Origin of the sequence: Rhizobium sp. CIAT894 (assembly GCF_000172795.2) — a bacterium.
Classification (GTDB): domain Bacteria; phylum Pseudomonadota; class Alphaproteobacteria; order Rhizobiales; family Rhizobiaceae; genus Rhizobium.
In genome coordinates, this window is sequence record NZ_CP020947.1 from 1,367,933 (window position 1) to 1,388,948 (window position 21,016).

General features: G+C 61.0%; 25 protein-coding genes. 14 read left to right on the forward strand and 11 right to left on the reverse strand.

Features of this window, described 5'->3' with window-relative positions:
* The first annotated feature begins 64 nt into the window (after positions 1 to 64).
* From RHEC894_RS06805 to RHEC894_RS06855, 11 genes are all read left to right on the forward strand, one after another.
* Positions 65 to 2,299: a bifunctional (p)ppGpp synthetase/guanosine-3',5'-bis(diphosphate) 3'-pyrophosphohydrolase gene (locus RHEC894_RS06805; RefSeq protein ID WP_085736720.1), complete on the forward strand. Its 2,235-nt coding sequence runs from the start codon at positions 65 to 67 to the stop codon at positions 2,297 to 2,299.
* A gap of 194 nt (positions 2,300 to 2,493) precedes the next feature.
* Positions 2,494 to 2,643 carry a DUF3563 family protein gene (locus RHEC894_RS06810; RefSeq protein WP_003578264.1) on the forward strand — a complete coding sequence of 50 codons (150 nt, stop codon included), beginning with the start codon at positions 2,494 to 2,496 and terminating at the stop codon, positions 2,641 to 2,643.
* A 162-nt stretch (positions 2,644 to 2,805) separates the two neighbouring features.
* Complete coding sequence (locus RHEC894_RS06815) at positions 2,806 to 3,396, forward strand: DUF2062 domain-containing protein (protein ID WP_085736721.1); 591 nt, start codon at positions 2,806 to 2,808, stop codon at positions 3,394 to 3,396.
* Between the two features lie 38 nt (positions 3,397 to 3,434).
* Positions 3,435 to 3,839: a holo-ACP synthase gene (gene acpS / locus RHEC894_RS06820; protein WP_003574253.1), complete on the forward strand. Its 405-nt coding sequence runs from the start codon at positions 3,435 to 3,437 to the stop codon at positions 3,837 to 3,839.
* Positions 3,840 to 3,952: 113 nt separating this feature from the next.
* A complete protein-coding gene (gene lepB, locus RHEC894_RS06825; RefSeq protein WP_085736722.1) occupies positions 3,953 to 4,696 on the forward strand; it encodes a signal peptidase I in 744 nt (247 codons plus the stop codon).
* Positions 4,693 to 5,412, forward strand: a complete 720-nt coding sequence (gene rnc / locus RHEC894_RS06830) for a ribonuclease III (RefSeq protein ID WP_003578269.1) — start codon at positions 4,693 to 4,695, stop codon at positions 5,410 to 5,412. The genes lepB and rnc overlap by 4 nt, the downstream gene beginning before the upstream one ends.
* A gap of 7 nt (positions 5,413 to 5,419) precedes the next feature.
* Positions 5,420 to 6,361, forward strand: a complete 942-nt coding sequence (gene era / locus RHEC894_RS06835; protein ID WP_085736723.1) for a GTPase Era — start codon at positions 5,420 to 5,422, stop codon at positions 6,359 to 6,361.
* 311 nt (positions 6,362 to 6,672) lie between these two features.
* On the forward strand, positions 6,673 to 7,425 hold the full coding sequence (locus RHEC894_RS06840; protein WP_085736724.1) for a Crp/Fnr family transcriptional regulator: 753 nt from the start codon (positions 6,673 to 6,675) through the stop codon (positions 7,423 to 7,425).
* A 100-nt stretch (positions 7,426 to 7,525) separates the two neighbouring features.
* On the forward strand, positions 7,526 to 8,011 hold the full coding sequence (locus RHEC894_RS06845) for a response regulator (protein ID WP_010068264.1): 486 nt from the start codon (positions 7,526 to 7,528) through the stop codon (positions 8,009 to 8,011).
* An 83-nt stretch (positions 8,012 to 8,094) separates the two neighbouring features.
* On the forward strand, positions 8,095 to 8,865 hold the full coding sequence (recO, locus tag RHEC894_RS06850; RefSeq protein WP_085736725.1) for a DNA repair protein RecO: 771 nt from the start codon (positions 8,095 to 8,097) through the stop codon (positions 8,863 to 8,865).
* A gap of 111 nt (positions 8,866 to 8,976) precedes the next feature.
* A complete protein-coding gene (locus RHEC894_RS06855; protein WP_085736726.1) occupies positions 8,977 to 9,972 on the forward strand; it encodes an aldo/keto reductase in 996 nt (331 codons plus the stop codon).
* A 243-nt stretch (positions 9,973 to 10,215) separates the two neighbouring features.
* Here the strand turns inward: RHEC894_RS06855 and RHEC894_RS06860 are convergent, their stop codons facing one another.
* From RHEC894_RS06860 to RHEC894_RS06870, 3 genes are all read right to left on the reverse strand, one after another.
* Positions 10,216 to 11,073, reverse strand: coding sequence for an MOSC domain-containing protein (locus RHEC894_RS06860; RefSeq protein WP_010069412.1), 858 nt, complete (start codon positions 11,071 to 11,073; stop codon positions 10,216 to 10,218).
* A gap of 120 nt (positions 11,074 to 11,193) precedes the next feature.
* The gene (locus RHEC894_RS06865) at positions 11,194 to 11,838 is read right to left on the reverse strand and encodes an HD domain-containing protein (RefSeq protein ID WP_010069413.1); all 645 of its coding nucleotides are present in this window, start codon (positions 11,836 to 11,838) and stop codon (positions 11,194 to 11,196) included.
* Positions 11,839 to 11,996: 158 nt separating this feature from the next.
* Entirely contained in the window at positions 11,997 to 13,874 is a 1,878-nt protein-coding gene (locus RHEC894_RS06870; protein WP_085736727.1) for an EAL domain-containing protein, read from the reverse strand.
* A 437-nt stretch (positions 13,875 to 14,311) separates the two neighbouring features.
* Here RHEC894_RS06870 and RHEC894_RS06875 point away from each other — a divergent pair, with 437 nt between their 5' ends.
* Both RHEC894_RS06875 and RHEC894_RS06880 read left to right on the forward strand, forming a co-directional pair.
* Positions 14,312 to 14,653: a hypothetical protein gene (locus tag RHEC894_RS06875; RefSeq protein ID WP_010068549.1), complete on the forward strand. Its 342-nt coding sequence runs from the start codon at positions 14,312 to 14,314 to the stop codon at positions 14,651 to 14,653.
* A 128-nt stretch (positions 14,654 to 14,781) separates the two neighbouring features.
* Positions 14,782 to 15,297 (forward strand): superoxide dismutase family protein, encoded by a 516-nt coding sequence (locus RHEC894_RS06880; protein ID WP_085736728.1) that lies wholly within the window; start codon positions 14,782 to 14,784, stop codon positions 15,295 to 15,297.
* 54 nt (positions 15,298 to 15,351) lie between these two features.
* On the opposite strand, the gene RHEC894_RS06885 is transcribed toward RHEC894_RS06880, so the two are convergent.
* From RHEC894_RS06885 to RHEC894_RS06920, 8 genes are all read right to left on the reverse strand, one after another.
* Positions 15,352 to 16,248, reverse strand: coding sequence for a mechanosensitive ion channel domain-containing protein (locus RHEC894_RS06885; protein ID WP_010067866.1), 897 nt, complete (start codon positions 16,246 to 16,248; stop codon positions 15,352 to 15,354).
* Between the two features lie 57 nt (positions 16,249 to 16,305).
* Complete coding sequence (locus RHEC894_RS06890) at positions 16,306 to 16,836, reverse strand: tyrosine phosphatase family protein (RefSeq protein WP_085736729.1); 531 nt, start codon at positions 16,834 to 16,836, stop codon at positions 16,306 to 16,308.
* A complete protein-coding gene (locus RHEC894_RS06895) occupies positions 16,833 to 17,441 on the reverse strand; it encodes an HD family hydrolase (protein ID WP_010066153.1) in 609 nt (202 codons plus the stop codon). The genes RHEC894_RS06890 and RHEC894_RS06895 overlap by 4 nt, the downstream gene beginning before the upstream one ends.
* Positions 17,438 to 18,328, reverse strand: coding sequence for a folate-binding protein YgfZ (locus RHEC894_RS06900; RefSeq protein WP_085736730.1), 891 nt, complete (start codon positions 18,326 to 18,328; stop codon positions 17,438 to 17,440). The genes RHEC894_RS06895 and RHEC894_RS06900 overlap by 4 nt, the downstream gene beginning before the upstream one ends.
* 95 nt (positions 18,329 to 18,423) lie before the next feature.
* On the reverse strand, positions 18,424 to 19,182 hold the full coding sequence (locus RHEC894_RS06905) for a hypothetical protein (protein WP_010067109.1): 759 nt from the start codon (positions 19,180 to 19,182) through the stop codon (positions 18,424 to 18,426).
* A gap of 18 nt (positions 19,183 to 19,200) precedes the next feature.
* A complete protein-coding gene (locus RHEC894_RS06910) occupies positions 19,201 to 19,458 on the reverse strand; it encodes a hypothetical protein (protein ID WP_003574226.1) in 258 nt (85 codons plus the stop codon).
* A gap of 103 nt (positions 19,459 to 19,561) precedes the next feature.
* Positions 19,562 to 20,023, reverse strand: a complete 462-nt coding sequence (locus RHEC894_RS06915) for a TIGR02301 family protein (protein WP_085736731.1) — start codon at positions 20,021 to 20,023, stop codon at positions 19,562 to 19,564.
* Positions 20,024 to 20,120: 97 nt separating this feature from the next.
* Complete coding sequence (locus RHEC894_RS06920) at positions 20,121 to 20,570, reverse strand: NUDIX domain-containing protein (protein WP_085738886.1); 450 nt, start codon at positions 20,568 to 20,570, stop codon at positions 20,121 to 20,123.
* Positions 20,571 to 20,649: 79 nt separating this feature from the next.
* Here RHEC894_RS06920 and RHEC894_RS06925 point away from each other — a divergent pair, with 79 nt between their 5' ends.
* On the forward strand, positions 20,650 to 20,970 hold the full coding sequence (locus RHEC894_RS06925; RefSeq protein ID WP_085736732.1) for a YnfA family protein: 321 nt from the start codon (positions 20,650 to 20,652) through the stop codon (positions 20,968 to 20,970).
* Positions 20,971 to 21,016 lie beyond the last annotated feature (46 nt).

Genomic DNA, 21,016 nt, shown 5'->3' on the forward strand with positions numbered 1-21,016 from the left:
TTATTGCCCATGTGTGCGCCAATCGTTGATTGGCGCGCTTTTATTTTTATGGAGTGGCTTTGGAATGATGCGGCAGTACGAGCTCGTGGAGCGGGTTCAGCAATACAAGCCCGATGCCAATGAAGCACTGCTGAACAAAGCCTATGTCTACGCCATGCAGAAACATGGCCAGCAGAAGCGCGCGAGCGGCGATCCGTACATTTCCCATCCGCTCGAAGTCGCCGCCATCCTCACCGACATGCATCTCGATGAATCGACGATCGCGGTGGCCCTTCTGCACGACACGATCGAGGATACGACGGCCACGCGCGCCGAGATCGACGAACTCTTCGGCGAGGATATCGGCCGCCTGGTCGAGGGGCTGACGAAGATCAAGAAGCTCGATTTGGTCACCAAGAAGGCCAAGCAGGCGGAGAACCTGCGCAAGCTGCTGCTTGCCATATCGGACGATGTGCGTGTCCTGCTCGTCAAGCTTGCCGATCGCCTGCACAATATGCGCACCCTCGATCACATGTCGGCCGACAAGCGTGCCCGCATTTCCGAAGAGACGATGGAAATCTATGCGCCGCTGGCCGGCCGCATGGGCATGCAGGATATGCGTGAGGAGCTGGAAGAACTCTCCTTCCGCCATATGAACCCGGAAGCCTACGAGACCGTCACCAAGCGTCTGGAAGAGCTTTCCAAGCGCAATGAGGGCATCGTCAAGAAGATCGAGGCAGAACTGCGCGACCTGCTGGTCGCAAGCGGCCTGACGAGCGCCTATGTCAAGGGCCGGCAGAAGAAGCCTTATTCGGTCTTCCGTAAGATGCAGTCGAAGTCGCTGTCCTTCGAGCAGCTTTCCGATGTTTACGGCTTCCGTCTGATCGTCGAGGACATCCCCTCCTGCTATCGGGCGCTCGGCATCGTCCATACCCGCTGGCGCGTCGTGCCCGGCCGTTTCAAGGACTATATTTCGACGCCGAAGCAAAACGACTACCGCTCGCTGCACACCACGATCGTCGGCCCCTCCAGCCAGCGCATCGAGCTGCAGATCCGCACCAAGCGCATGCATGAGATCGCCGAATTCGGCATTGCTGCCCATACGCTCTATAAGGACGGCGCAACCAATGCCGACGGCGATATTCTTTCGCGCGAATCCAATGCCTATTCCTGGCTGCGCCACACGATCGAGGCTCTGGCCGAGGGCGACAGCCCGGAAGAATTCCTCGAGCACACCAAGCTCGAACTCTTCCAGGACCAGGTCTTCTGTTTCACGCCGAAGGGCAAGCTGATTGCCCTGCCGCGCGGCGCCACCCCGATCGATTTCGCCTATGCGGTCCACACCAATATCGGCGACACCACGGTCGGCGCCAAGATCAACGGCCGCATCATGCCGCTGGTGACCCGGCTTGCCAATGGCGACGAGGTGGAGATCATCCGCTCCGGCGTCCAGGTTCCGCCGGCTGCCTGGGAGGAGATCGTCGTCACCGGCAAGGCGCGCGCCGCCATCCGCCGCGCCACCCGCATGGCGATCCGCAAGCAGTATGCCGGCCTCGGCCACCGCATTCTCGAGCGCACCTTCGACAGAGCCGGCAAGATCTTCTCGCGTGAGGCGATGAAGCCGGCGCTGCACCGTCTCGGCCAGAAGGATGTCGAGGATGCGATCGCCGCCGTCGGTCGCGGCGAGATGTCCTCGCTCGATGTGCTGCGCGCCGTCTATCCCGACCATCAGGACGAGCGCGTCACCGTCAAGCCCTCCGGCGACGACGGCTGGTTCAACGTCCGCAGCGCCGCCGGCATGATCTTCAAGATTCCCGGCAAGGCCAAGCCCGGTCTCGACGGGAGCCATCCGGAAGTCGACACCGACGTCGATATCGGGCCGATCCGCGGCCTGTCCGGGAATGTCGACGTCAAGTTCGCGTCGACAGGTGCTGTGCCCGGCGATCGCATCGTCGGCATCATGGATCAGGGCAAGGGCATCACCATCTATCCGATCCAGTCGCCGAGCCTGCAGCGTTTCGACGATCAGCCCGATCGTTGGATCGACGTCCGCTGGGATCTGGATGAGGCCAATAAGTCGCGTTTCATGGCGCGCATCATGGTCAATGGGTTGAATGAACCCGGCACGCTTGCCAAGGTCGCCCAGACGGTTGCAGGCCTCGACGTCAATATCCGCTTGTTGAACACGGTGCGGGTCGCTGCCGATTTCACCGAAATGATGCTCGAGGTCGAGGTCTGGGACCTGCGTCAGCTCAATCAGCTGCTCGCCCAGATGAAGGATCTGGATTGCATCGCCACGGTGCGGCGGCTCTACGAGTAGGCTTTTGTTAAGCCTGTCTCATGCTTGACCGCAAAATTGCACATTTTGTGATCGTTTTGTGGTCATGGCAGCGCATCAGAAAGGCAAGCAATGCGCCCAATGCATGGCTGTCTCCATGTTGCGGCGGTAGTAATTAACCTTTGTCGGGACTATCTTCTGGTCATCGAAACGCAAACAGAAGATGAGACAAGATAATGTTTGATCCTATCAGGAAAATTGCTCGCGCCCTTCGCGCTCCGACTGCCCAGGAACGTGAAATGGCCTATTTGAACGGCTCGTTCGATCGTATCGATCTCGAGTTTCGTCAGCGCCAGGTCGATCGCGGTCTGTTCCGTAATCGCTGATACTGGACTTTTATACTTGAGATGAGTGAGGGACGTTATGCATAGCGGACGCCCCTCGGCGTGAAAAAGCTCCTCGTTGCTGAGGGGGAGCTGAGTTGTTTTTTCGGCGGTAGCATTTTGCCGCTCTTGTCATGGTCATGTGCGCTGCACTAAATACCGGCCATGTTGTTTCGCCGTCGCAAACCCGCCGGATTCAAGGAAAAGATGCGAGAGCTTCTATGGCCTCGCAAAGGTTTCCTTCGCCCGATCCGTTATCTCTCAATGCGCATCCTGCGCCTGAGCGCTTCGCCGCATGCGGTTGCGGCCGGCGTCGCTGCGGGCGTCTTCGTTTCGTGGACGCCTTTCATTGGCGTGCATTTCATCATGGCGTTTGTCATCACCTATTTCCTCTCCGGAAGCATGGTGGCCGCTGCCCTTGGTTGCGCCGCCTTCGGCAATCCGCTGACCTATCCCTTCATCTGGGGCATCACCTGGGAGATCGGTCATCTGCTATTGAGCCGTGAGGATCATCTGGCCGGTCAGACCGTTGATCTGGCAGCCCTCTTTCACAAGCTGAATTTCATGGAGCTATGGAAGCCGGTGCTGGAACCGATGCTGGTCGGCGCCATTCCGCCGGCGATCGTCACCTCCGTTGCGCTCTATGCGCTGACATTCTACACCGTAAAGGGGTTTCAGACGCGCCGCCACACACGGCTGTTGGAGCGGGCGCGTCTGCGTCTGGCAAGCCCTGCCGGCGACATGCCGAGCGTATGAGCCTGATCAAGAATTCTTAAGCGGCGGAAGGTCCCGGCATGATCATCGGCATTGGCAGCGACCTGATCGACATTCGCCGCGTCGAGAAATCCATCGAGCGCTTCGGTGACCGCTTCACCCATCGCTGCTTCACCGAGGTCGAGCGCGCGCGGTCCGACCGCAGGGCAAATCGCGGTGCATCCTACGCCAAGCGTTTCGCCGCCAAGGAGGCGTGTTCCAAGGCGCTCGGCACCGGTATCGCCCAGGGCGTTTTCTGGAAGGACATGGGTGTCGTCAACCTGCCGAGCGGTAAGCCGACCATGGTTTTGTCGGGTGCTGCCGCCCTGATCCTCGAATCGATGTTGCCGGCGGGCCATAGGCCCGCCATTCATTTGACAATAACGGATGATTATCCCTTGGCGCAGGCCTTCGTGATCATCGAGGCGTTGCCCGAGAACCTCTGATCGCGACCTCTCGTCGCTTTTGGCGTTGTCGCCATTGCCGCAACCGGCCGAAGCCGCTAGAGAGGACGACAGAAAAATTGCGCCGTCGCGGCGTCTTGAAGGAATAAGACTGCGTGTCCGAAAAAGTCCAAGCCAAGCCGAATGCCCTCTGGGAAAATATCAAAGTCATCATCCAGGCGCTGATTTTGGCGATGGTGATCCGAACGGTGCTGTTCCAGCCCTTTACGATTCCGTCCGGTTCGATGATGCCGACGTTGCTCGTCGGCGATTACATCTTCGTCAATAAGTTCGCTTACGGCTATTCGAAATATTCGCTGCCCTTCTCGCCCGACATCTTCAGCGGCCGCCTGTTCGGCGCCGACCCGAAGCGTGGCGACATCGTCGTCTTCCGCTTCCCGCCGAACCCCGAGGTCGATTACATCAAGCGCTGCATTGGTCTGCCGGGTGATCATGTCCAGGTGACCGATGGCGTGCTCTACGTCAACGGAAAGCCGGTTCCGAAGGTGGCGGATGGTACGTTTACCTCTGACTACAAGCTCGATCCGGGCGCCGATGTGCCGGTCTTCCGCGAAACGCTCGACAACGGCAAGACCTACGACACACTCGACCAGTCTCCCGTGTCGCGCGGCGATAACACCCGTGAATTCATCGTGCCTGAAGGCCATTATTTCATGATGGGCGACAACCGCGACAACTCGCTCGACAGCCGCTTCGACGTCGGCTTCGTGCCGGCCGAAAATCTTGTCGGCCGCGCCAGCGTCATCTTCTTCTCGCTCGGCAATGACACCTCCTTCCGCGAAATCTGGAAGTGGCCGACGAATATGCGCTGGGACCGCCTCTTCAAGGTCGTTGAATGAGCAAGGCGCAGACGCTTTCTGCGGCCGACCGCGCAAAGCTTGAAGGCCTGATCGGTCATGACTTCGCCGAAAAGGAACGCCTGGATCGGGCGCTGACCCATGCCAGCGCCCGCACCGAGAAGGGTGGCAATTACGAACGGCTGGAATTCCTCGGCGACAGGGTCCTCGGGCTCTGCATCGCCGAGCTTCTGTTCCGCACCTTCGGCACGGCGGGGGAAGGCGAGCTCTCGGTGCGCCTCAACCAGCTCGTCAGCGCTGAAACCTGCGCTGCGGTCGCCGACGAACTCAATCTTCACCTCTATATCCGCACCGGCGCCGATGTGAAGAAATTGACCGGCAAGCGGATGATGAACGTGCGCGCCGACGTCGTCGAAAGCCTGATCGCCGCAATCTACCTCGACGGCGGCCTCGAAGTTGCCCGCCGCTTCATCCTGCGCTACTGGCAGGGCAGGGCGGTCAGGGCCGATGGCGCCAAGCGCGATGCCAAGACCGAGCTGCAGGAATGGTCGCACGCAAAATTCGGCGTCACGCCCAACTACCGGGTTGATGAACGCAGCGGACCGGATCATGATCCGCGCTTCAAGGTGACGGTGGAAGTTGCTGGCATAAAGCCGGAAACAGGCGTAGAGCGGTCGAAGCGTGCCGCCGAACAGGTTGCGGCGACCAAGATGCTCGAACGCGAAGGCATTTGGCAGCAATCGCCTGCCGGAAACTGACGGGACAATGACACAAGAAGAAGATATCGCGGCCGAAGCTGCTCAAGAAACCAATGGTCCGACGCATTCGGGCTTCGTCGCGCTGATCGGGCCGACCAACGCCGGCAAGTCGACGCTGGTCAACCGCCTCGTCGGCGCCAAGGTGTCGATCGTCAGCCATAAGGTACAGACGACGCGCGCCATCGTCCGCGGCATCGCGATCCACGACAACGCCCAGATCGTCTTCATGGATACACCAGGTATCTTCAAGCCGCGCCGCCGGCTCGACCGCGCCATGGTGACCTCGGCCTGGGGTGGCGCCAAGGATGCCGATCTGATCGTGCTCTTGATCGACAGCGAGCGCGGCCTGCGCGGCGATGCCGAAGCCATCCTCGAAGGCCTCAAGGAAGTCCGGCAGCCGAAGATCCTGCTGCTCAACAAGATCGACCGCGTCAATCGCGAGGATCTGCTGGCACTCGCGGCTGCTGCCAACGAGAAGATCGCCTTCGAGCGCACCTTCATGATATCGGCCGAAAACGGCTCCGGCTGCGACGATGTCATGGATTATCTGGCTGCGACGCTGCCGGAGGGGCCGTGGTACTATCCGGAAGACCAGATTTCCGATCTGCCGATGCGCCAGCTCGCCGCCGAAATCACCCGCGAGAAGCTGTTTCTGCGCCTGCATCAGGAGCTTCCCTACGCCTCGCATGTCGAAACGGAGAAGTGGGAAGAGCGCAAGGACGGCTCGGTGCGTATCGAGCAGGTGATCTATCTCGAGCGCGACAGCCAGAAGAAGATCGCGCTCGGTAAGGGTGGTGAAACCATCAAGGCGATCTCGACGGCGTCCCGCAAGGAATTGTCGGAGATCCTCGAGCAGCCGGTCCATCTCTTCCTGTTCGTCAAGGTTCGCGAGAATTGGGGGGATGATCCCGAGCGGTTCCGCGAAATGGGTCTCGATTTCCCGAAATAAAGCATGTCGCGCAAAAGTGTAGAGCGGTTTTGCGGCACCGACATGCGCACAAACAAAGCATGTCGCGCAAAAGTGTGGGGCGGTTTTGCGGCAACGACATGCGCGCAAACAAAGAGCTAAAGCGCGAGAAGCGAATCTGAAAGATCGCGACGCGCTTTAGGCGTGACAAGGATTTCATCGGGTAAGCGCCAGCCCTTTGTTTCCTTGGAAAAAACCAGCTTCGTTGCGGAACGAATCCATGCCTTTGCGCATTTCTTGCTCGACGGTGCGTCGATGAGGGGCGGCCGGTTTGCACGACCGCGAGGGCAGGTATGGCAACGTCGAAACGCATCCACTCTTTCAAGACCCCTTGTGAGCAATGTCCTTTGCGGCCGTTGCCGCATTTCAGGGAGTTCAGCCGCGATGAGCTGGAATTCGTCTCCCATTTCAAGAGGGGTGAACTTGCCGTCGATGCCGGCTCCACCATCCTCGTCGAGGGCGCACATAGCGCTCATCTCTTCACGGTGCTTTCCGGCTGGGGCTTTCGCTACAAGATGCTGGAGGATGGGCGCCGCCAGATCCTGAATTATATCATGCCGGGCGACCTGATCGGCCTCCAGGGAACCATTGCCGGCGAGATGCAGCATTCCGTCGAAGCGCTGTCGCCGGTTTCCCTCTGCGTCTTCGAGCGCGACAGGCTGATGACGCTCTATAACAAGCACCCCTCGCTCGCCTTCGACATCACCTGGATCGCCGCGCGCGAGGAACGCATTCTGGATGAGCATCTCTTGAGCATCGGCCGCCGCACGGCGCTGGAAAGAGCTGCCTACCTGCTGGCTTTTCTCTTCGAGCGCGGCAGGCAGCTTGGTCTCTTCAACGGCCGCAAATTCATCCCGATCACCCAGCAGCACATTGCCGACACGCTCGGCCTTTCCATCGTCCACACCAACAAGACCCTGAAAAAGCTCGGCGAACGTGGATTGATCCGCTGGCAGGAGCGTAGCTGCGAGGTGCTGAACGGCGAGGAATTGCTGGCAATTTCCGGCTGGGAAGGGCTCGGAGAGGGCAAGCGCCCCTTCATCTAGCCTCGCTCTTATGTCTTTTTTAAATGCGCATTAGCGTTTGGGAAAATAAGCTCGGCCGTCATCTTTCCTCCGATTTGATTCTTATCGACCGGGCAGAAAAATGTTTTATTCAAAAATGGTGGCGGAATTCACCGATAGCGTGCCATGCGGGGCACCGGAGGGCAATGATGTTGGCGAAAAAGCCGGGGCGCTGCGACAGGCGCCCGACGGAGGGCATGGATTGATGAGCGCAATCCGTGTTCTGGTTCTGGAAGACAGTCTGATCATCGCGATGGAGGCGGAGGATATGCTGCGCCTTGCCGGCGTCGAAAGCATCGATATCGTCGGCAGCGTGGAACAGGCAAGGGCTGCCATCTCGGCGCAGACATATGATTTCGCCCTTCTCGACGTCAATCTCGGCGAGGGCATGAGCTTTGGATTTGCCCGTCATCTTCTCGATATCGGCATACCCTTCGGCTTCGTCAGCGGCTATTCCGATACGGGCGATTTCCCGCCCGACTTGCAGCACATTCCGCTTTTGGTGAAGCCTTTCGACGAAACGGCGATGCGTGAATTCCTGCTGAGGCTTTTCCCGGCTGTCGCCTGACGTGGTCCATGACTGAAGCGGGGCGATGACAGCGGTCAGGCCTTGGATTAGGATGGATTCGTCAGCGGTGAGGACTTCTTTCGATGCAGTGGCAGGACCATGCGATCATCCTGGGCGTCAAGCGCCACGGTGAGACGAGTGTGATCGCCGAGGTGATGACACGTGATCGCGGCCGCCATCTCGGCCTGGTGCGTTCCGGCCGCTCGCGCGCCATGCAGCCGGTGCTGCAGGCGGGCAATGCCGTGGAGGTTCTCTGGCGCGCCAGATTAGACGAGCATCTCGGTGAATTCCGCGTCGAGCCGGTGACACTGCGCGCCGCCCGCCTGATGGAAACGGCGACCGCTGTTTACGGTGTCCAGGCGATGGGCGCACTGCTGCGGCTGCTGCCGGAGCGTGATCCGCATCCGCACCTCTTCGATGCGCTGGAGGTCATCCTCGATCACCTGCACAACCCGGCCGATGCCGGCGAGCTGTTCGTGCGTTTCGAACTTGCTGTGCTGAACGATCTCGGCTTCGGCCTCGATCTTGCCGAATGCGCCGCGACCGGCGCCCGTTCCGATCTCGCTTATGTCTCGCCGAAATCCGGCCGCGCCATCAGCCGCAGCGCCGGCGCCCCCTGGGCGGACAAGATGCTGCTGCTGCCGCCTTTCCTCAGCATCGAAGGCAATCAAGCGGCCGATTTCGATAGTCTCGCAGCCGCATTCCGTCTGACGGGCTTCTTTCTGCATCGCCATGTCTATGAACCGCGCGGCATCGAAGCCGTGGCAGCCCGTGACGGCTTTGTTCAGGCGGCCCTGAAGGCGCTCAATCCAGCCTTGCGGACGCTTTCCGCTCCGGATGGTGTTTCCGCCTGACCTCCCGTCTCTCCGGCATTTTTTATCGGTGCAAAACATCCTCCGGATTTGGCGGTTTACCCGCATGGCAGCTCTTCCTATGTCTTGGAGACGCCAATCGAGGAGGATCTCATGCTGACCAAAACCGCATCGCCAACGACGATTACGCTGTGGAACGGCCGCGAAATTCCGCGTCTCGGCATGGGATGCTGGGCGATCGGCGGTCCCTTCTTCGCCGGCGATACGCCGCTCGGCTGGGGCGATGTCGACGATAATGAATCGGTGGAAGCGATCAACCGCGCGATCGAACTCGGCATCCGCTTCTTCGATACGGCGTCGAACTATGGCGCCGGCCATTCGGAGGAAGTGCTCGGCCTGGCGGTCGGCAATCGCGACGATGTCGTCGTCGCCACCAAGTTCGGCTTTGCCACCGATCCGGCAACGAAGCAGGCAATCGGCGCCTTCGCCGATGAGGCCTTCATCCGCCGCTCGGTCGAAACGTCGCTTCGTCGTCTGAAGCGCGACCGCCTCGATCTCCTGCAGTTCCACATCAATGACTTTCCGCTGGAACAGTCGGATGCCGTCTTCGACACGCTGGAAGCGTTGCGCACCGAAGGCAAGATCGATGCGTTCGGCTGGAGCACCGATTTTCCCGATCGTGCCGCCCGCCATGCCCGCCGCCAGGGTTATGTCTCCGTGCAGCATACGATGAACGTCTTCGAACCCGTGCCGGAGATGATTGCGGTGATTGACGGGAAAGGACTGATCTCCATCAATCGCGGTCCGCTGGCCATGGGACTTCTGACCGGCAAGTTCACCGCTGACAAGGCGGTGGGCGCCAAGGATGTGCGCGGCGCGGCTCTCGACTGGATGGTCTATTTCAAGGATGGGCGCATGGCCCCGGAATTTGCCGCAAGGCTCGATGCCGTCCGCGATCTCCTGACATCGGGCGGCCGCACGCTGACGCAGGGGGCGCTTGCCTGGCTCTGGGCGAAGTCGCCGCGCACCCTGCCCATTCCGGGTTTCCGCACCGTCGCCCAGGTGGAGGAAAATGCCGGCGCGCTGGAGAAGGGTCCGCTGCCGGCTGATGTCATGGCTGAGATCGACGTGGCGCTCGATCGCGTGTGAGGGGCCGGGCCGGCGCAACCCATGCCACCCTCATTCCTGTGCCCGTCACAGGAATCCAGCCACCGCGCGTCCGCGCGGTGAATGACTCTCATACGCCGAAGCAGAGTCTCCCGCGCCCAAGGACTTGGGCGCACTGGATTCCTGTGACATCCCTCGGGTCAAGGCCCGAGGACAGGAATGAGGGAGAACGTTGCAGCGTGCGTGGAAAAAAAGCGTCGTCCAGCCAACATTGCCCAATTCGACCTAACTCCGCGCGCGAACCTTCAACGCCCAGCCTTCCGGCCGCTCTTCAACGATCTTGACGGTGTCACCGATCGTGATCCTGCCGCTGCCGCGCGGCGTCACATTCCAGCCGAACAGCGGGCCGGGCACGCGGCGGTCGGCCGACATGCGGATGCGGCCCATTGATGGCATCGGATTCGGCCCCTCGCGGGAACCGGTCAGTTGGTCCTGCGTCGTCATGATGCAGCGCGAGCAGGGTTTGACGAGATCGAAGCGGATGCCTGATATCTCGATCGCCGCCCAGCGGTCCTCCGGCCAGGCCTCGTCGATATCGATGACGATATTCGGACGGAAGCGTTCCATGCCGACGCTGCCTTCGCCGTGGGCGGCGAGATCGGCGTTCAGCGCCTTCAGCGAACCGGTCGTCGTCACCAGGATCTGGTAGCCGTCGGTGAAGGTGACCGGCGTGCCTTCGCCAGCCCATTCGGCATTCGCCGTCCGCCGCGCCTGCCCGTCGAAGAAGACCAGCCGCACCTCACGGCCAAGCCATTCGGAAAGCCGGCGATTGCTGTCGGGATCGGCGACGGCGGCGCTGACGGTCGATTTCCACACGGTCACATCCGTGCGGGTTTCAGGCCGAGGCGGCGGCACCGATAGTTCAGGCTTTCCCTCCATCAGCAGCCGAAAGGCGCCGGGTTCCGGCCGCAGCGCGATGCGTGCGAGATCCGGCAATTCGCGCTGGGTGATGAAGTGGCCCTCGGGATCGGTGATCATCGCCCGCCGGTCGCCGGACAGTCCTTGGGCATCGATATCGGCGGCGGGCAGCGCAATGCCGCGGGCACTCTTGAGCGGGTAGATGAAGAGGTCGCTGATATGCATGCCGTTCTCCTGGATCTCGTGCTCTAGAGCGCGTCAAACTTGATTCATGCGACGCACTTTAGCTTCTTGTTTTACGCCTGCCGTTATCGCAAAGCCGCGGCACAGTTTTGCGCGACAGCGCTAGATTTCATTCATGAATGCCGAGAGGAAATCGCGCAGGCTTTTGTCACGCGCGGCCGCCAGCCTGCGGCCGGTCTCGGTCTGGAACCCTTCCGCCAGCTTGAACAGCTTCGTCTGGAAATGATCAATGGCATAACGCTTATCGTCGAGCGGGCGATGCTCCGCCGTCGGGTCGAACGGATCGTATAGTCCTGATCCCAGTCGTCCGGCGATATAGAAACAGCGGGCGGCGCCGACCATGCCGATTGCGTCCAGCCGGTCGGCATCCTGCAGGATCTTTGCCTCCAGCGTCTGCGGCGCCACCCCGGCCGAGAAACTATGCGCGGTAATGGCGTGAGCCGCGGCGTCGATATCCGCCTTGGACCACCCGAGCTCTGCCAGGATCGCCGATGCCTTTTCCGCCGCTAAGGCCGATGCTTTTGCCCGCAGCGGCGAATTCTTCTCGACGGCGACGCAGTCGTGCAGCAGCACGGAAGCGGCGAGAACCCGCCCGTCGCCGCCTTCTCCAGCATGGATGCGCATGGCGTTGCGGAAGACGCGGAAGATATGGGCAAGATCATGCGAGCCATCGTCGCCATCGGCCGCATGCGCAATCAGGGCCGCCGCCAGCGTTTCGTGAGGGGAGAAGGCTTCAGCCTCGAACATCGCGCCACCCTGTCATGAGGAAGATAAAGCATCGGCTGCAAGCCAACGCCGCCAAGCATGCGATAGGAAGGCCGCCGCAATCGCCGCCGATTTTCTAGCGGCTTGCCGTGCGAGTCGCAATCGCGCGGATGTCAGCACCCGGTTTCAGGAAAGACGCATCACGCAGCCGTTCTCGGTGACAGGGAGAGAAGGTGGGGCACGTCGCGCGCCGGTCTCGGTGGACTGATATGGTAGCCCTGGATCTCGTCGCATTCCTCGCATTCGAGCAGCGTCAGCTGCGCGGCCGTCTCGACGCCCTCGACGGTGACGCGCATGCCGAGTGCATCGCCGAGCAGGATGATTGCGTGCATGAGCGCATGCGCTTCCTTGTTGCCGGCGATGTCGCTGACGAAGGACTTGTCGATCTTGATCTTGTCGAAGGGAAAGCTGGAGAGATAGCTCAGCGAGGAATAGCCGGTGCCGAAATCGTCCATCGAAATGCGGATGCCGCGCTCCTTCAGCGCATGCAGGATCGGCAGCACCTCGTCGAGATTCTCCATCAGCACGCTCTCGGTGATTTCGAGTTCGAGCCGCGACGGCGATAACGAGGCGGCGGCAAGCGCTTCGCCGACGTCCTTGGTCAGGTCGCTGCCGCTGAATTGGATTGCAGAAACGTTGACTGCGACCTTGATGTCTTCCGGCCATTGCGCCGCATCGCTGCAGGCTTGGCGTAGAACCCACCGGCCGATATCGACGATGAGGCCGACTTCTTCAGCGAGCGGAATGAAATCCATCGGCGCAACACGGCCGCGGACCGGATGGTTCCAGCGGATGAGAGCCTCGAAGCCGCAGATGCGCCGTTGCGAGAGGTCGTAGAGCGGCTGGTAATGCAGCTCGAATTCGTCGGTCGCAACGGCGGCTCTGAGATCTGCCTCGAGCGCATGGCGCAGTTGCATCTGCGCTTCCATCTCACTGTCGAAGAAACGCTCGCGTTTGCGTCCGTCGGCCTTCGCATGCGACAACGCCACGCCGGCATGTTTCAGCAGGATATCGGTTTCCTCGCCATCACCAGGGGCAATTGCGATCCCCATGGAGACGCTGAGCTCCACTTGTTTCTCGCCGTGGAAAAATGGCTCGGAAAGCTCGTCGCGGATCTGCTCGGCAAGGGCAGTCACGTTCCACGGCTGCTGTCTGGCTGTCTGCAGGATAGCGAATTCATCCGAGCCGAGGCGCGCCAGGACGTTCTTTGAACCGGCCGAGGCTCGGATACGCTCGGCGACCTGCTGCAGGATCTTGTCGCCGACCGACACGCCCATCGTATTGTTGATCGATTTGAACCGGTCGAGATTGAGGTGAACGAGGGCGATCTGTCCGTCCGGCTTGCGCTCGATGAGCGCCGCATCGACCTGCTCGCGGAAATGGATGCGGTTCGGAAGGCCGGTCAACGGGTCGTGGTGGGCGAGATAGGTGATACGCTCGGCCGCCTTTCGATCCTCGGTAATATCGGCATGCATGGCGATGCTGCTGCCGTCAGCAAGGATGGTCACCATGCTCTGGATGGTGCGGCCGTCGTCCATCAGCCACTCGCGTCGACGGATACTGCCGCTTGCTGCGATCGCGGGGGAATGTCGGCCGATCCGCCGGTCGGGCTTGGCGCCGGCGCCCTCCGCACCGCGCATTTTGGCGATGAGATCGGCGATGGTCGCGCCGACGGTGACATCGTCCTGCGTCAGGCCGAAGAGTTGAGCGAAGCGAATGTTGGAAAGCGTCAGCCGCTGGTCGGCATCGAAGACGCTGAGACCGAGCGGTAAATTGTTGAGAATGATTTCGAAGAGTCTCTGTTGTCCGTCGAACGCCTGGCTGAGGGCGGATATATTGCCTCTTAGCGCATGGTTTTCCTGAAGCAGCGTTTCCGCGCTTCTTTCGATTTCGTCATAGTCACTTTCATGGACGCGATAGGTCGCGATCACAAGCTCCATCAGACGCTGCGCATCGACCGATCCATCGGCCGTGACGGCCTGGCTGCACTGCTGCCAGAAGAGCGCTTCAGCTTTCATGGAGATGCTTCTGGCAGGACGGCTGCGACAGCATTGGGGGTCTCTTCTTGATTGACGTACCTCATGGTGTCGCAAAGCCTTTCCAAAATGAACATTGAATTGATTTTTTATAGGCTGAACGCCTGGGTGGTGTCTCGTGACGCTCATTCTGGATGGGTCGGATTAATATTCGGTTGCAGTGCAGCAGCGGCGGCACGTCGTTAGACTTTTGTTTTATATGTGAAAAATCGCTGAAATACCGCGAGACCCCTTCATTCGACCCGGGCGGAAGGCTGGCTTCACCGCATTCGGTTAACTGCTGTCAATCATCGTTAATAAGAAGTTAACAACTTATTGACGCACTGCGCAAATCAGTTTAACCAGCGAGTCAACAGTGATTTTCCACCTTCGTATTGCGTACAAACACCACCGGCAAAAGGCGGTGAATGGAGGTTTGTATGACCAGCACCACATCCGTTTCCGATACTTCATATGCTTATCTGGCGACGCTTTCCCGGCTTGATTCGAATGGCGACGGCGTCCTCAGCCGCGGCGAACGCGCCGCCGATGAGAAGCCCGGCATCATCAAGGAACTCCTGGAAGACGACAGGACCAATGAGACTCAGCCGAGATTTTCCGGCAGCCTGATTGCGCTGATGATGGACACGCGTGACAGCGGCACCGCAAGCAATATCGCCGTTCCCTATCCTTTGCAGCAGACCGCACCGACCTCGGGTGATCAGTCGGACGTTCTCTACCGCAATACCTACGGCCAGTTCGACTTCAACGCCGTCGCCTGATCCACTCCCGAACCGGGCGATCTGCAAGCCGGCCGTTTGGCCGGCTTTTGCTTGTCTGAGGTCCCTCGATCAGGAACACCTTCCGCGCTGACACGTTCAGAAGGACAACCGGACGGAAGGAGATCTCCATGAAAGCCATGTGCACCATCGCCGCCCTGAGCCTGCTTGCCGTTGCATTGCCGGCGGGCGCTCAGGACAAGCAGACGGCGATCGCCAATTTCGTCGGCAAGGACGGCAAGGAAGACGGCCGCGCGCAACTGACGGCTGCCGCCAACGGCGGTGTCCTGATCGAAGTCGAGATATCGGGACTGCCGGCGAACAAATGGGTGGCCTTCCATGTTCATGAGACCGGCCGTTGCGACGCGGCAACCCACCACGAATCGGCCGGCGGCCACTTCAACCCCGGCAAGGCCGAGCACGGCATTCTTGCCGCCAAGGGTCCGCACGCCGGTGATCTGCCCAATCAATATGTCGGACAGGACGGGATGCTCCGGGCGCAGGTCTTCGACAGCATGGTCACGCTCGACGGCAAGACCGACGGCATTCGCGGCCGCGCATTGATGGTGCACGCCAATTCGGATGATTATCGCAGCCAGCCTTCCGGTGATGCCGGGGAAAGGCTGTCTTGCGGCGTCATCCAATAACCGGCTGGCATAGTTCCTCGGGCGGAACCGATTGGGCATAAAATTCTGCATGTCTTATTGCCGCGTCGGCGCCGGCTTTTTGGCCGTCGCCCGGCCGTTGGATGTTTTTGCCGGCGCGGTGTCCGATACATTCGCTACCACAGCCGGTTTGTCGTTTGCCTTCTCGTCGAAGGCGAGTTTTACCCGCTTGACCATGTCACGGCTGACGACCCACCAGTCACCGGTCTTTGCCCAGTAGCGTAGCGTCACGGCGATCGCGTTGTCACCGAGGCTGTCGATGAAGACGCTTGGTGCCGGTGACGTCAGCACCCGCGAATCGGCTTTGGCAAGGCCCATCAATCTTTCCATCGCCTGATCGAGGTCATCCTCATCGGCGACCTTGATCTTCAATTCGTTCTGCCGGGTGGCCTCGCGGCTGAAATTGGTGATCGGCGTATTCCAGAGCGTCGAATTCGGCGCCAGCCGATAAAGCCCGTCGGTGGTCCTGAGTTCGGTTGCAAACAATCCGATTTCACGCACCGTGCCGGCGACGCTGCTGGTCTCGATATATTCGCCGACGCGGAACGGCCTGAGGATCAAGAGCATGATGCCGGCGGCGATATTCTGCAGCGTCCCTTGCAGGGCCAGTCCGATTGCGAGGCCGGCTGCGCCGAGCGCTGCGATGATCGAAGCGGTCTGAACGCCGAATTGGCCGAGCACGGTGATGAACACCAGGATGAGCAGCACGTAGCGCAACACATTGGTGAAGAATCGCGCCAGCGTCTCGTCTATGCCATGGACACGCGACAGGCCTTCATAGGCCCAGCGGCTGGCAAAACCGGCAAGCGTCCAGCCGAGAACGAGCAGGATCACCGCCCCGAGGACGGAGAAGGAATATTGCACCGCCAGCGCGCTCGCCTGGCTGAGCGCCGTTTGCGTGGCGAGAAGGACATCGGCTGCCTGTTGTTCCATGATCTGGCCCTGTCGTTGTGCTTTGTCGGGGCCTAGATGGAGCGGCTGAGGGCAGCGTCAACCGCAGGCGCTGTCGCGGATCGTCAACACGAAGGGCGCGTTGCCGTCGGCATCCGCGCCGCGTCCGATTGCCCGAACCGCCGAAACCAGCCGGCCGCCGCGATTCAGCAGGGTGTCGCCGATCTCGATCAGCCGGGCATTCGGAGTGGCGAAAGGCGAGGCGGTTCGCAGCCGGCGGGCAAGGCCTTCCTCGCTCTGCTCCGGTGCAAGCGAAAGGGCTGCGATCAGGGCTGCCGCCGGCGATCGCGACACCCCCATCCAGCAATGGATGAGCAGCGGCGTCTCCTGCCGCCACGATGCGGCAAAGTCGATAAGCCCGCGGACATGCGTCTCGTCGGGCGCCACGAGACCGCCGGTCCCCTTGAAGGCGATGTCGTTCATCGCAAGTGTCAGATGACGATCGGCCGCGATCACGCCCGGTCGGTGAAAAGCCTGTTCCTTGGCGATCAGGCTGATCATGTCGCGCGCCTTATGGCGCACGGCCATCTCCGCGATGCGCGACAGCGGCGAGACGATGATGAAGCTCACGACACCATCTCCCGCTCGGCTTCGATTGCCGCGAAGCGCTCGCAGAACAGCCGCTGCGCTTCGACCGCCGGCAGCGGTTCCATCATCAGCATTTCCCTGCTGATGCCGCGCGGCTGGCCGAAGAATTTCTGCGCCTCGGCGGGCGTAAAGCCGGCCAGAACCGTCGCCTCGAAATAAGCGGCGATCGTATCGGCCTTCTTGATTCGCTCCTTGAGGTCGCGCGAGGGATGCGGCGGCAGGCCGAAGCGCAGGTGCACGGCGGCCTCCAGCCGCGTTTCCACCGTCTTGTAGCCGCCGCCGACCACCGATTTGAACGGCGAGATCATATCGCCGATCACATATTCGGGGGCATCATGCAGCAGGGCCATCAGACACTCCTGCGGCCGGGCATCGTTGAAGCGGCGGAAAATATCTTCGACGACGAGACTGTGCTGCGCCACCGAAAAAGCATGATCGCCTGACGTCTGGCCGTTCCAGCGGGCGACGCGCGCCAGCCCATGGGCGATGTCGGCGAGTTCGACGTCGAGCGGCGAGGGGTCGAGCAGGTCGAGCCTACGCCCGGACAGCATGCGTTGCCAGGCACGCGGAGCTTTCGCCGCTGTCACGCGCTGGCCTCGTCGGCACTGGCGGGAAAGGCAAGGCCGGACCATTCCGGCAGGACGAGGGAAACGGGTGTTTCGCCGGCGAGCAGCGGCGTGCCTTCCGCCATCGCGGCGCCGGCGCGGTCGATACGCACGATCGCAAGTCCATGGTCGCCTTCGACCGAACCGAGTGTGCCCACAGGCTTTCCGGCGGCGGTAATCTCCGTTCCGGTTGCCGGCAGGGCTGTGATGGCGGAAACGGTCACGACGCGCCGGCGCGCAGTACCGCGGTGCTGCATGCGCGAGACGACCTCCTGACCGACATAGCAGCCTTTCCGGAAGGAGAGGCCGCCGTTGAAATCCATCAGCACGTCATGCGGGAAGGCGTCCTGCAGGGCGAAGTCCGATCCCGAGGTGACGATGCCGAGGCGGATCCGCAGCGCGTCGTAGAGCGCTTGCGCGTCATCACCGTGTTTTCCCGCCCGGCGCGTGAGCATGACGCCAGCCTTGGCGAAACGACTGTCCCGGGCGCCCTGGCTGCCCCGGGCGCCTTGGCTGCCCCAGGCGCCCTGGTCATTCCCGATCTCGTCAGCATCCTCGCCCCAGGAAACGGTGACACCTTGCTCGGCGCGCGGCGCCAGCGTCACGGCGGCGCGCAGCTTGTACATCGTCAGCCGCTTCAGCAGGCCATCGCGCTGGTCGGTGTCCGTTTCGATCGTGTAGCCGTCGCCGTCCTGCCAGATCATGAAATCAAACAGGATCTTGCCCTGTGGCGTCAGCAGCGCCCCAGGGCGGGCTTCGTCGGGCACAAGCGCGGCGATATCGGTGGTGATCAGGTTCTGCAGGAAGGATTGGGCTTCCGCGCCGCTGACAACGAGCAAGGAGCGGTTTTTCAGGAATACGGCTGGCATGGCGGAACCTGTCGCGTTGGTTATCGCTCAGAGGTATGTCTTCGTGAGGTGGATCGCAAGCGCCATGCGAGAAGCCAAGCGCAGACAGAAGCGCGTCAATCGCCGGCGGTGAAGAATTTCCATTTTCCGTCAGGCTTAATGCCGAGGCGGTAGAAATTATATCCGCCGAATTCCTGCATATCGGAAAGATCGCCGGCAGTGACGATGCGCAGCAGCTCGACGCGCTCCGGCGGCGTCAGCGACTTCAGATCCTTCTCGGCAAAATAGGGCCAGACATACATTTCATCGGGCGTGCCCTGGCCGACATGCACGAAGCCGGTCGAGATGATGTCGAGCATGATGGCGAGGATTTCGTCTCCGTCGGGATCGCCGGAAAGATCCTTCAGCGTGCCGATCGGATCGTCGGTCGGCTCGCCCACAGTGACCTGCGTCTGCTCGGTGCCGGTACCCATCAGCGGCCGCAGCCGTTCAAGATCGCCGGAGGCGGCCGCCTCGACGATCTGCTCACGCATCTTGCGAACCGGCTCTGGCACCTTGCTGATGTCGTAGATCACTTCGACGGGCTTGGATGTATCCTGAGCGCTCGGCGTCTTGTCGACACCCTGATTGTTCTGGCTTTTGACCAGCGGATCGGCCATGGGAACGCCGGGAGTGGTTCCGCTCTGCGGCTGGCTCTGTCCCGGAGCGCTTCCCGGCGCGGCCGGGGCGTCATTGGCCGCCTGGCCGGGGATCTTGTGCAGTTCGGAAAGCGCGTAGGCTGCCGGCGCGAGGGAAATATTGCCGGCGGCGAGGCTGAATGCAAGCAGCACCGGCGCGAGCGGAATTCGCGAAACTTTCTCTTTACCGGTGCGCATCAAACTCTCTGATATCGATTATTGCAGGGTGCGGTTGGCGGAAAATTCGCCGGCAAGCATACGCTCACGCAGCGAATCAAGCAGGGCTTCGGCGCTGCTTTCCCCGTGCAATCTGATCGTCTCTCTCAGCGCATGCGCAATAGCGGCATCAGCGATGATCTCAGTCTCGATTCCGTCGGCCATACCGTCGGCCCAAGCCTCGTTCTGGTATTCCAGAGCCGCCTGCATCTTTTCATGGACGATCATATCGTCGATCTCGTTGAGGCTTGCTTCCATTGTCTTTTCCTCAGAACTTCTCATGTCTTACCGCACTGTTAACAACACTAACAGCCTTTTCCCAAAACGACACGTCCGCATGCGAAAACAGGTTAATTAAACGTCAATTTCCAAAACGCGAGGTAATTTCTGTGGCGAGTGTTGCACCTTCGTTACGGTAGCGCTCTTCTGCCACGATGGCAGCCGCGGTGCAATCCGTATAGACGGAGGCAAAGGCGCGGTAGCCTCGGTTGAAGGCCGCCGTAAGCCTTTCCCTGCGCTGCTGCTCGCCCCCGGTCTCCGAATCGAGCAACTGCTGCATGCCGTTTCGCCATTCGTCGCCGCCTGCCGCCTTGCACAGCGTTCTGAGATAATGCACCGAACCCAACACCTCGGCGAGCCGCGCCAGCTTGTCGTCATAGGGCACGATCACGGCCGGCGGCGGTGTAATCTCCTCCTGCGAAGGCGGCGTATTCTTGCCCCCCTGCGCCAAGGCGGGGCCGGCGAGCGCGAGCAGGGCCAGGATAGGCAGGGGCAGGAAAACGCGTCGAACGGGAATCATGCCGACAGTTGATACGCTGAGCATGACGGCAACAAGGCGCGCCCGAAAATTTCCACTTCTATTCGCTGGCCGCCAGAGCGTGATGCCGAACGGTTTTCGAACGACATCACGCTCTCACTCTTTAATCCAGGAAAGGATTTGAGGCCGATCGGGCCGAATCGTCCTGTTCTAACCGCTCTGCGCATTCGAGTACGCTCTGCGGCACGGGCAGAAGCCGGATTTCGTCCACCGTGTACCAGCCCAGCGCCGCCGCATCGTCGGCGGCTTCCGCCACCGCGTCGCTGTCAGCCTCGACCCGAAAGACCGAAAGGAAGAAATGGCTGCTGACGCTGCCATCGGCCGCGTGCGTCTTCAGGTCATAGGTCGAAAACAGCCGCGGATTGCGCGCCGAAATGCCGGTTTCCTCACGGAATTCCCGCAGTGCCGTTTGCTCCGGCGTTTCGCCCGGTTCGCCGCGCCCGCCGGGAAAAGCATACATGTCGGCGGAAGGCGGATTACGCCGTAACACCAGAAGGAAACGTCCATCGCGTTCCAGAATGGCGGAGGAGGCGGCTTTAGCGGTGGAGATCATGAGGGTGCTCTTGCTGTGACGGCCCATCCTATCGGATGAATATCGCTGAAGAAATGCGAAGGGCTCGAAAGGTGCTTCCGTGACCTACATCATCTATGCCTTTGCCGCCGTCTTCGAGATCGCCGGCTGCTTTACCTTCTGGGCATGGCTGAAGCTCGAAAAGCCCCTCTGGTGGCTGGCGCCGGGCATGGTCTCGCTGGCGCTCTTCGCCTGGCTTCTGACGCTGGTGCCGAGCGAAGCCGCCGGCCGCACCTTCGCAGCCTACGGCGGCATCTACATCGCGGCTTCGCTGGCTTGGCTCTGGCTGATCGAAGCCCGTGTGCCCGATCGCTATGATATCGGCGGAGCGCTGATCTGCCTTGCCGGCACGAGCCTCATTCTCTTTGGGCCGAGAGGCTAAGCATATCGCGCAAAGCGGGCAGCAATCGTCGCATCGCTCCTTCCGA

Excerpts from the sequence above, each read along its gene's own strand:
- RHEC894_RS06840 (WP_085736724.1), top strand. The coding sequence starts at position 6,673 with ATGGCAACGTCGAAACGCATCCACTCTTTCAAGACCCCTTGTGAGCAA.
- acpS (WP_003574253.1), top strand. The coding sequence starts at position 3,435 with ATGATCATCGGCATTGGCAGCGACCTGATCGACATTCGCCGCGTCGAG.
- rnc (WP_003578269.1), top strand. The coding sequence starts at position 4,693 with ATGAGCAAGGCGCAGACGCTTTCTGCGGCCGACCGCGCAAAGCTTGAA.
- RHEC894_RS06910 (WP_003574226.1), bottom strand. The coding sequence starts at position 19,458 with ATGGAAGCAAGCCTCAACGAGATCGACGATATGATCGTCCATGAAAAG.
- RHEC894_RS06920 (WP_085738886.1), bottom strand. The coding sequence starts at position 20,570 with ATGATCTCCACCGCTAAAGCCGCCTCCTCCGCCATTCTGGAACGCGAT.
- RHEC894_RS06805 (WP_085736720.1), top strand. The coding sequence starts at position 65 with ATGATGCGGCAGTACGAGCTCGTGGAGCGGGTTCAGCAATACAAGCCC.
- RHEC894_RS06865 (WP_010069413.1), bottom strand. The coding sequence starts at position 11,838 with ATGTTCGAGGCTGAAGCCTTCTCCCCTCACGAAACGCTGGCGGCGGCC.
- RHEC894_RS06870 (WP_085736727.1), bottom strand. The coding sequence starts at position 13,874 with ATGAAAGCTGAAGCGCTCTTCTGGCAGCAGTGCAGCCAGGCCGTCACG.
- RHEC894_RS06855 (WP_085736726.1), top strand. The coding sequence starts at position 8,977 with ATGCTGACCAAAACCGCATCGCCAACGACGATTACGCTGTGGAACGGC.
- RHEC894_RS06875 (WP_010068549.1), top strand. The coding sequence starts at position 14,312 with ATGACCAGCACCACATCCGTTTCCGATACTTCATATGCTTATCTGGCG.
- era (WP_085736723.1), top strand. The coding sequence starts at position 5,420 with ATGACACAAGAAGAAGATATCGCGGCCGAAGCTGCTCAAGAAACCAAT.
- recO (WP_085736725.1), top strand. The coding sequence starts at position 8,095 with ATGCAGTGGCAGGACCATGCGATCATCCTGGGCGTCAAGCGCCACGGT.
- RHEC894_RS06815 (WP_085736721.1), top strand. The coding sequence starts at position 2,806 with ATGTTGTTTCGCCGTCGCAAACCCGCCGGATTCAAGGAAAAGATGCGA.
- RHEC894_RS06915 (WP_085736731.1), bottom strand. The coding sequence starts at position 20,023 with ATGCTCAGCGTATCAACTGTCGGCATGATTCCCGTTCGACGCGTTTTC.
- RHEC894_RS06885 (WP_010067866.1), bottom strand. The coding sequence starts at position 16,248 with ATGGAACAACAGGCAGCCGATGTCCTTCTCGCCACGCAAACGGCGCTC.
- RHEC894_RS06905 (WP_010067109.1), bottom strand. The coding sequence starts at position 19,182 with ATGCGCACCGGTAAAGAGAAAGTTTCGCGAATTCCGCTCGCGCCGGTG.
- RHEC894_RS06860 (WP_010069412.1), bottom strand. The coding sequence starts at position 11,073 with ATGCATATCAGCGACCTCTTCATCTACCCGCTCAAGAGTGCCCGCGGC.
- RHEC894_RS06845 (WP_010068264.1), top strand. The coding sequence starts at position 7,526 with ATGTTTTATTCAAAAATGGTGGCGGAATTCACCGATAGCGTGCCATGC.
- RHEC894_RS06810 (WP_003578264.1), top strand. The coding sequence starts at position 2,494 with ATGTTTGATCCTATCAGGAAAATTGCTCGCGCCCTTCGCGCTCCGACT.
- RHEC894_RS06900 (WP_085736730.1), bottom strand. The coding sequence starts at position 18,328 with ATGCCAGCCGTATTCCTGAAAAACCGCTCCTTGCTCGTTGTCAGCGGC.
- RHEC894_RS06880 (WP_085736728.1), top strand. The coding sequence starts at position 14,782 with ATGAAAGCCATGTGCACCATCGCCGCCCTGAGCCTGCTTGCCGTTGCA.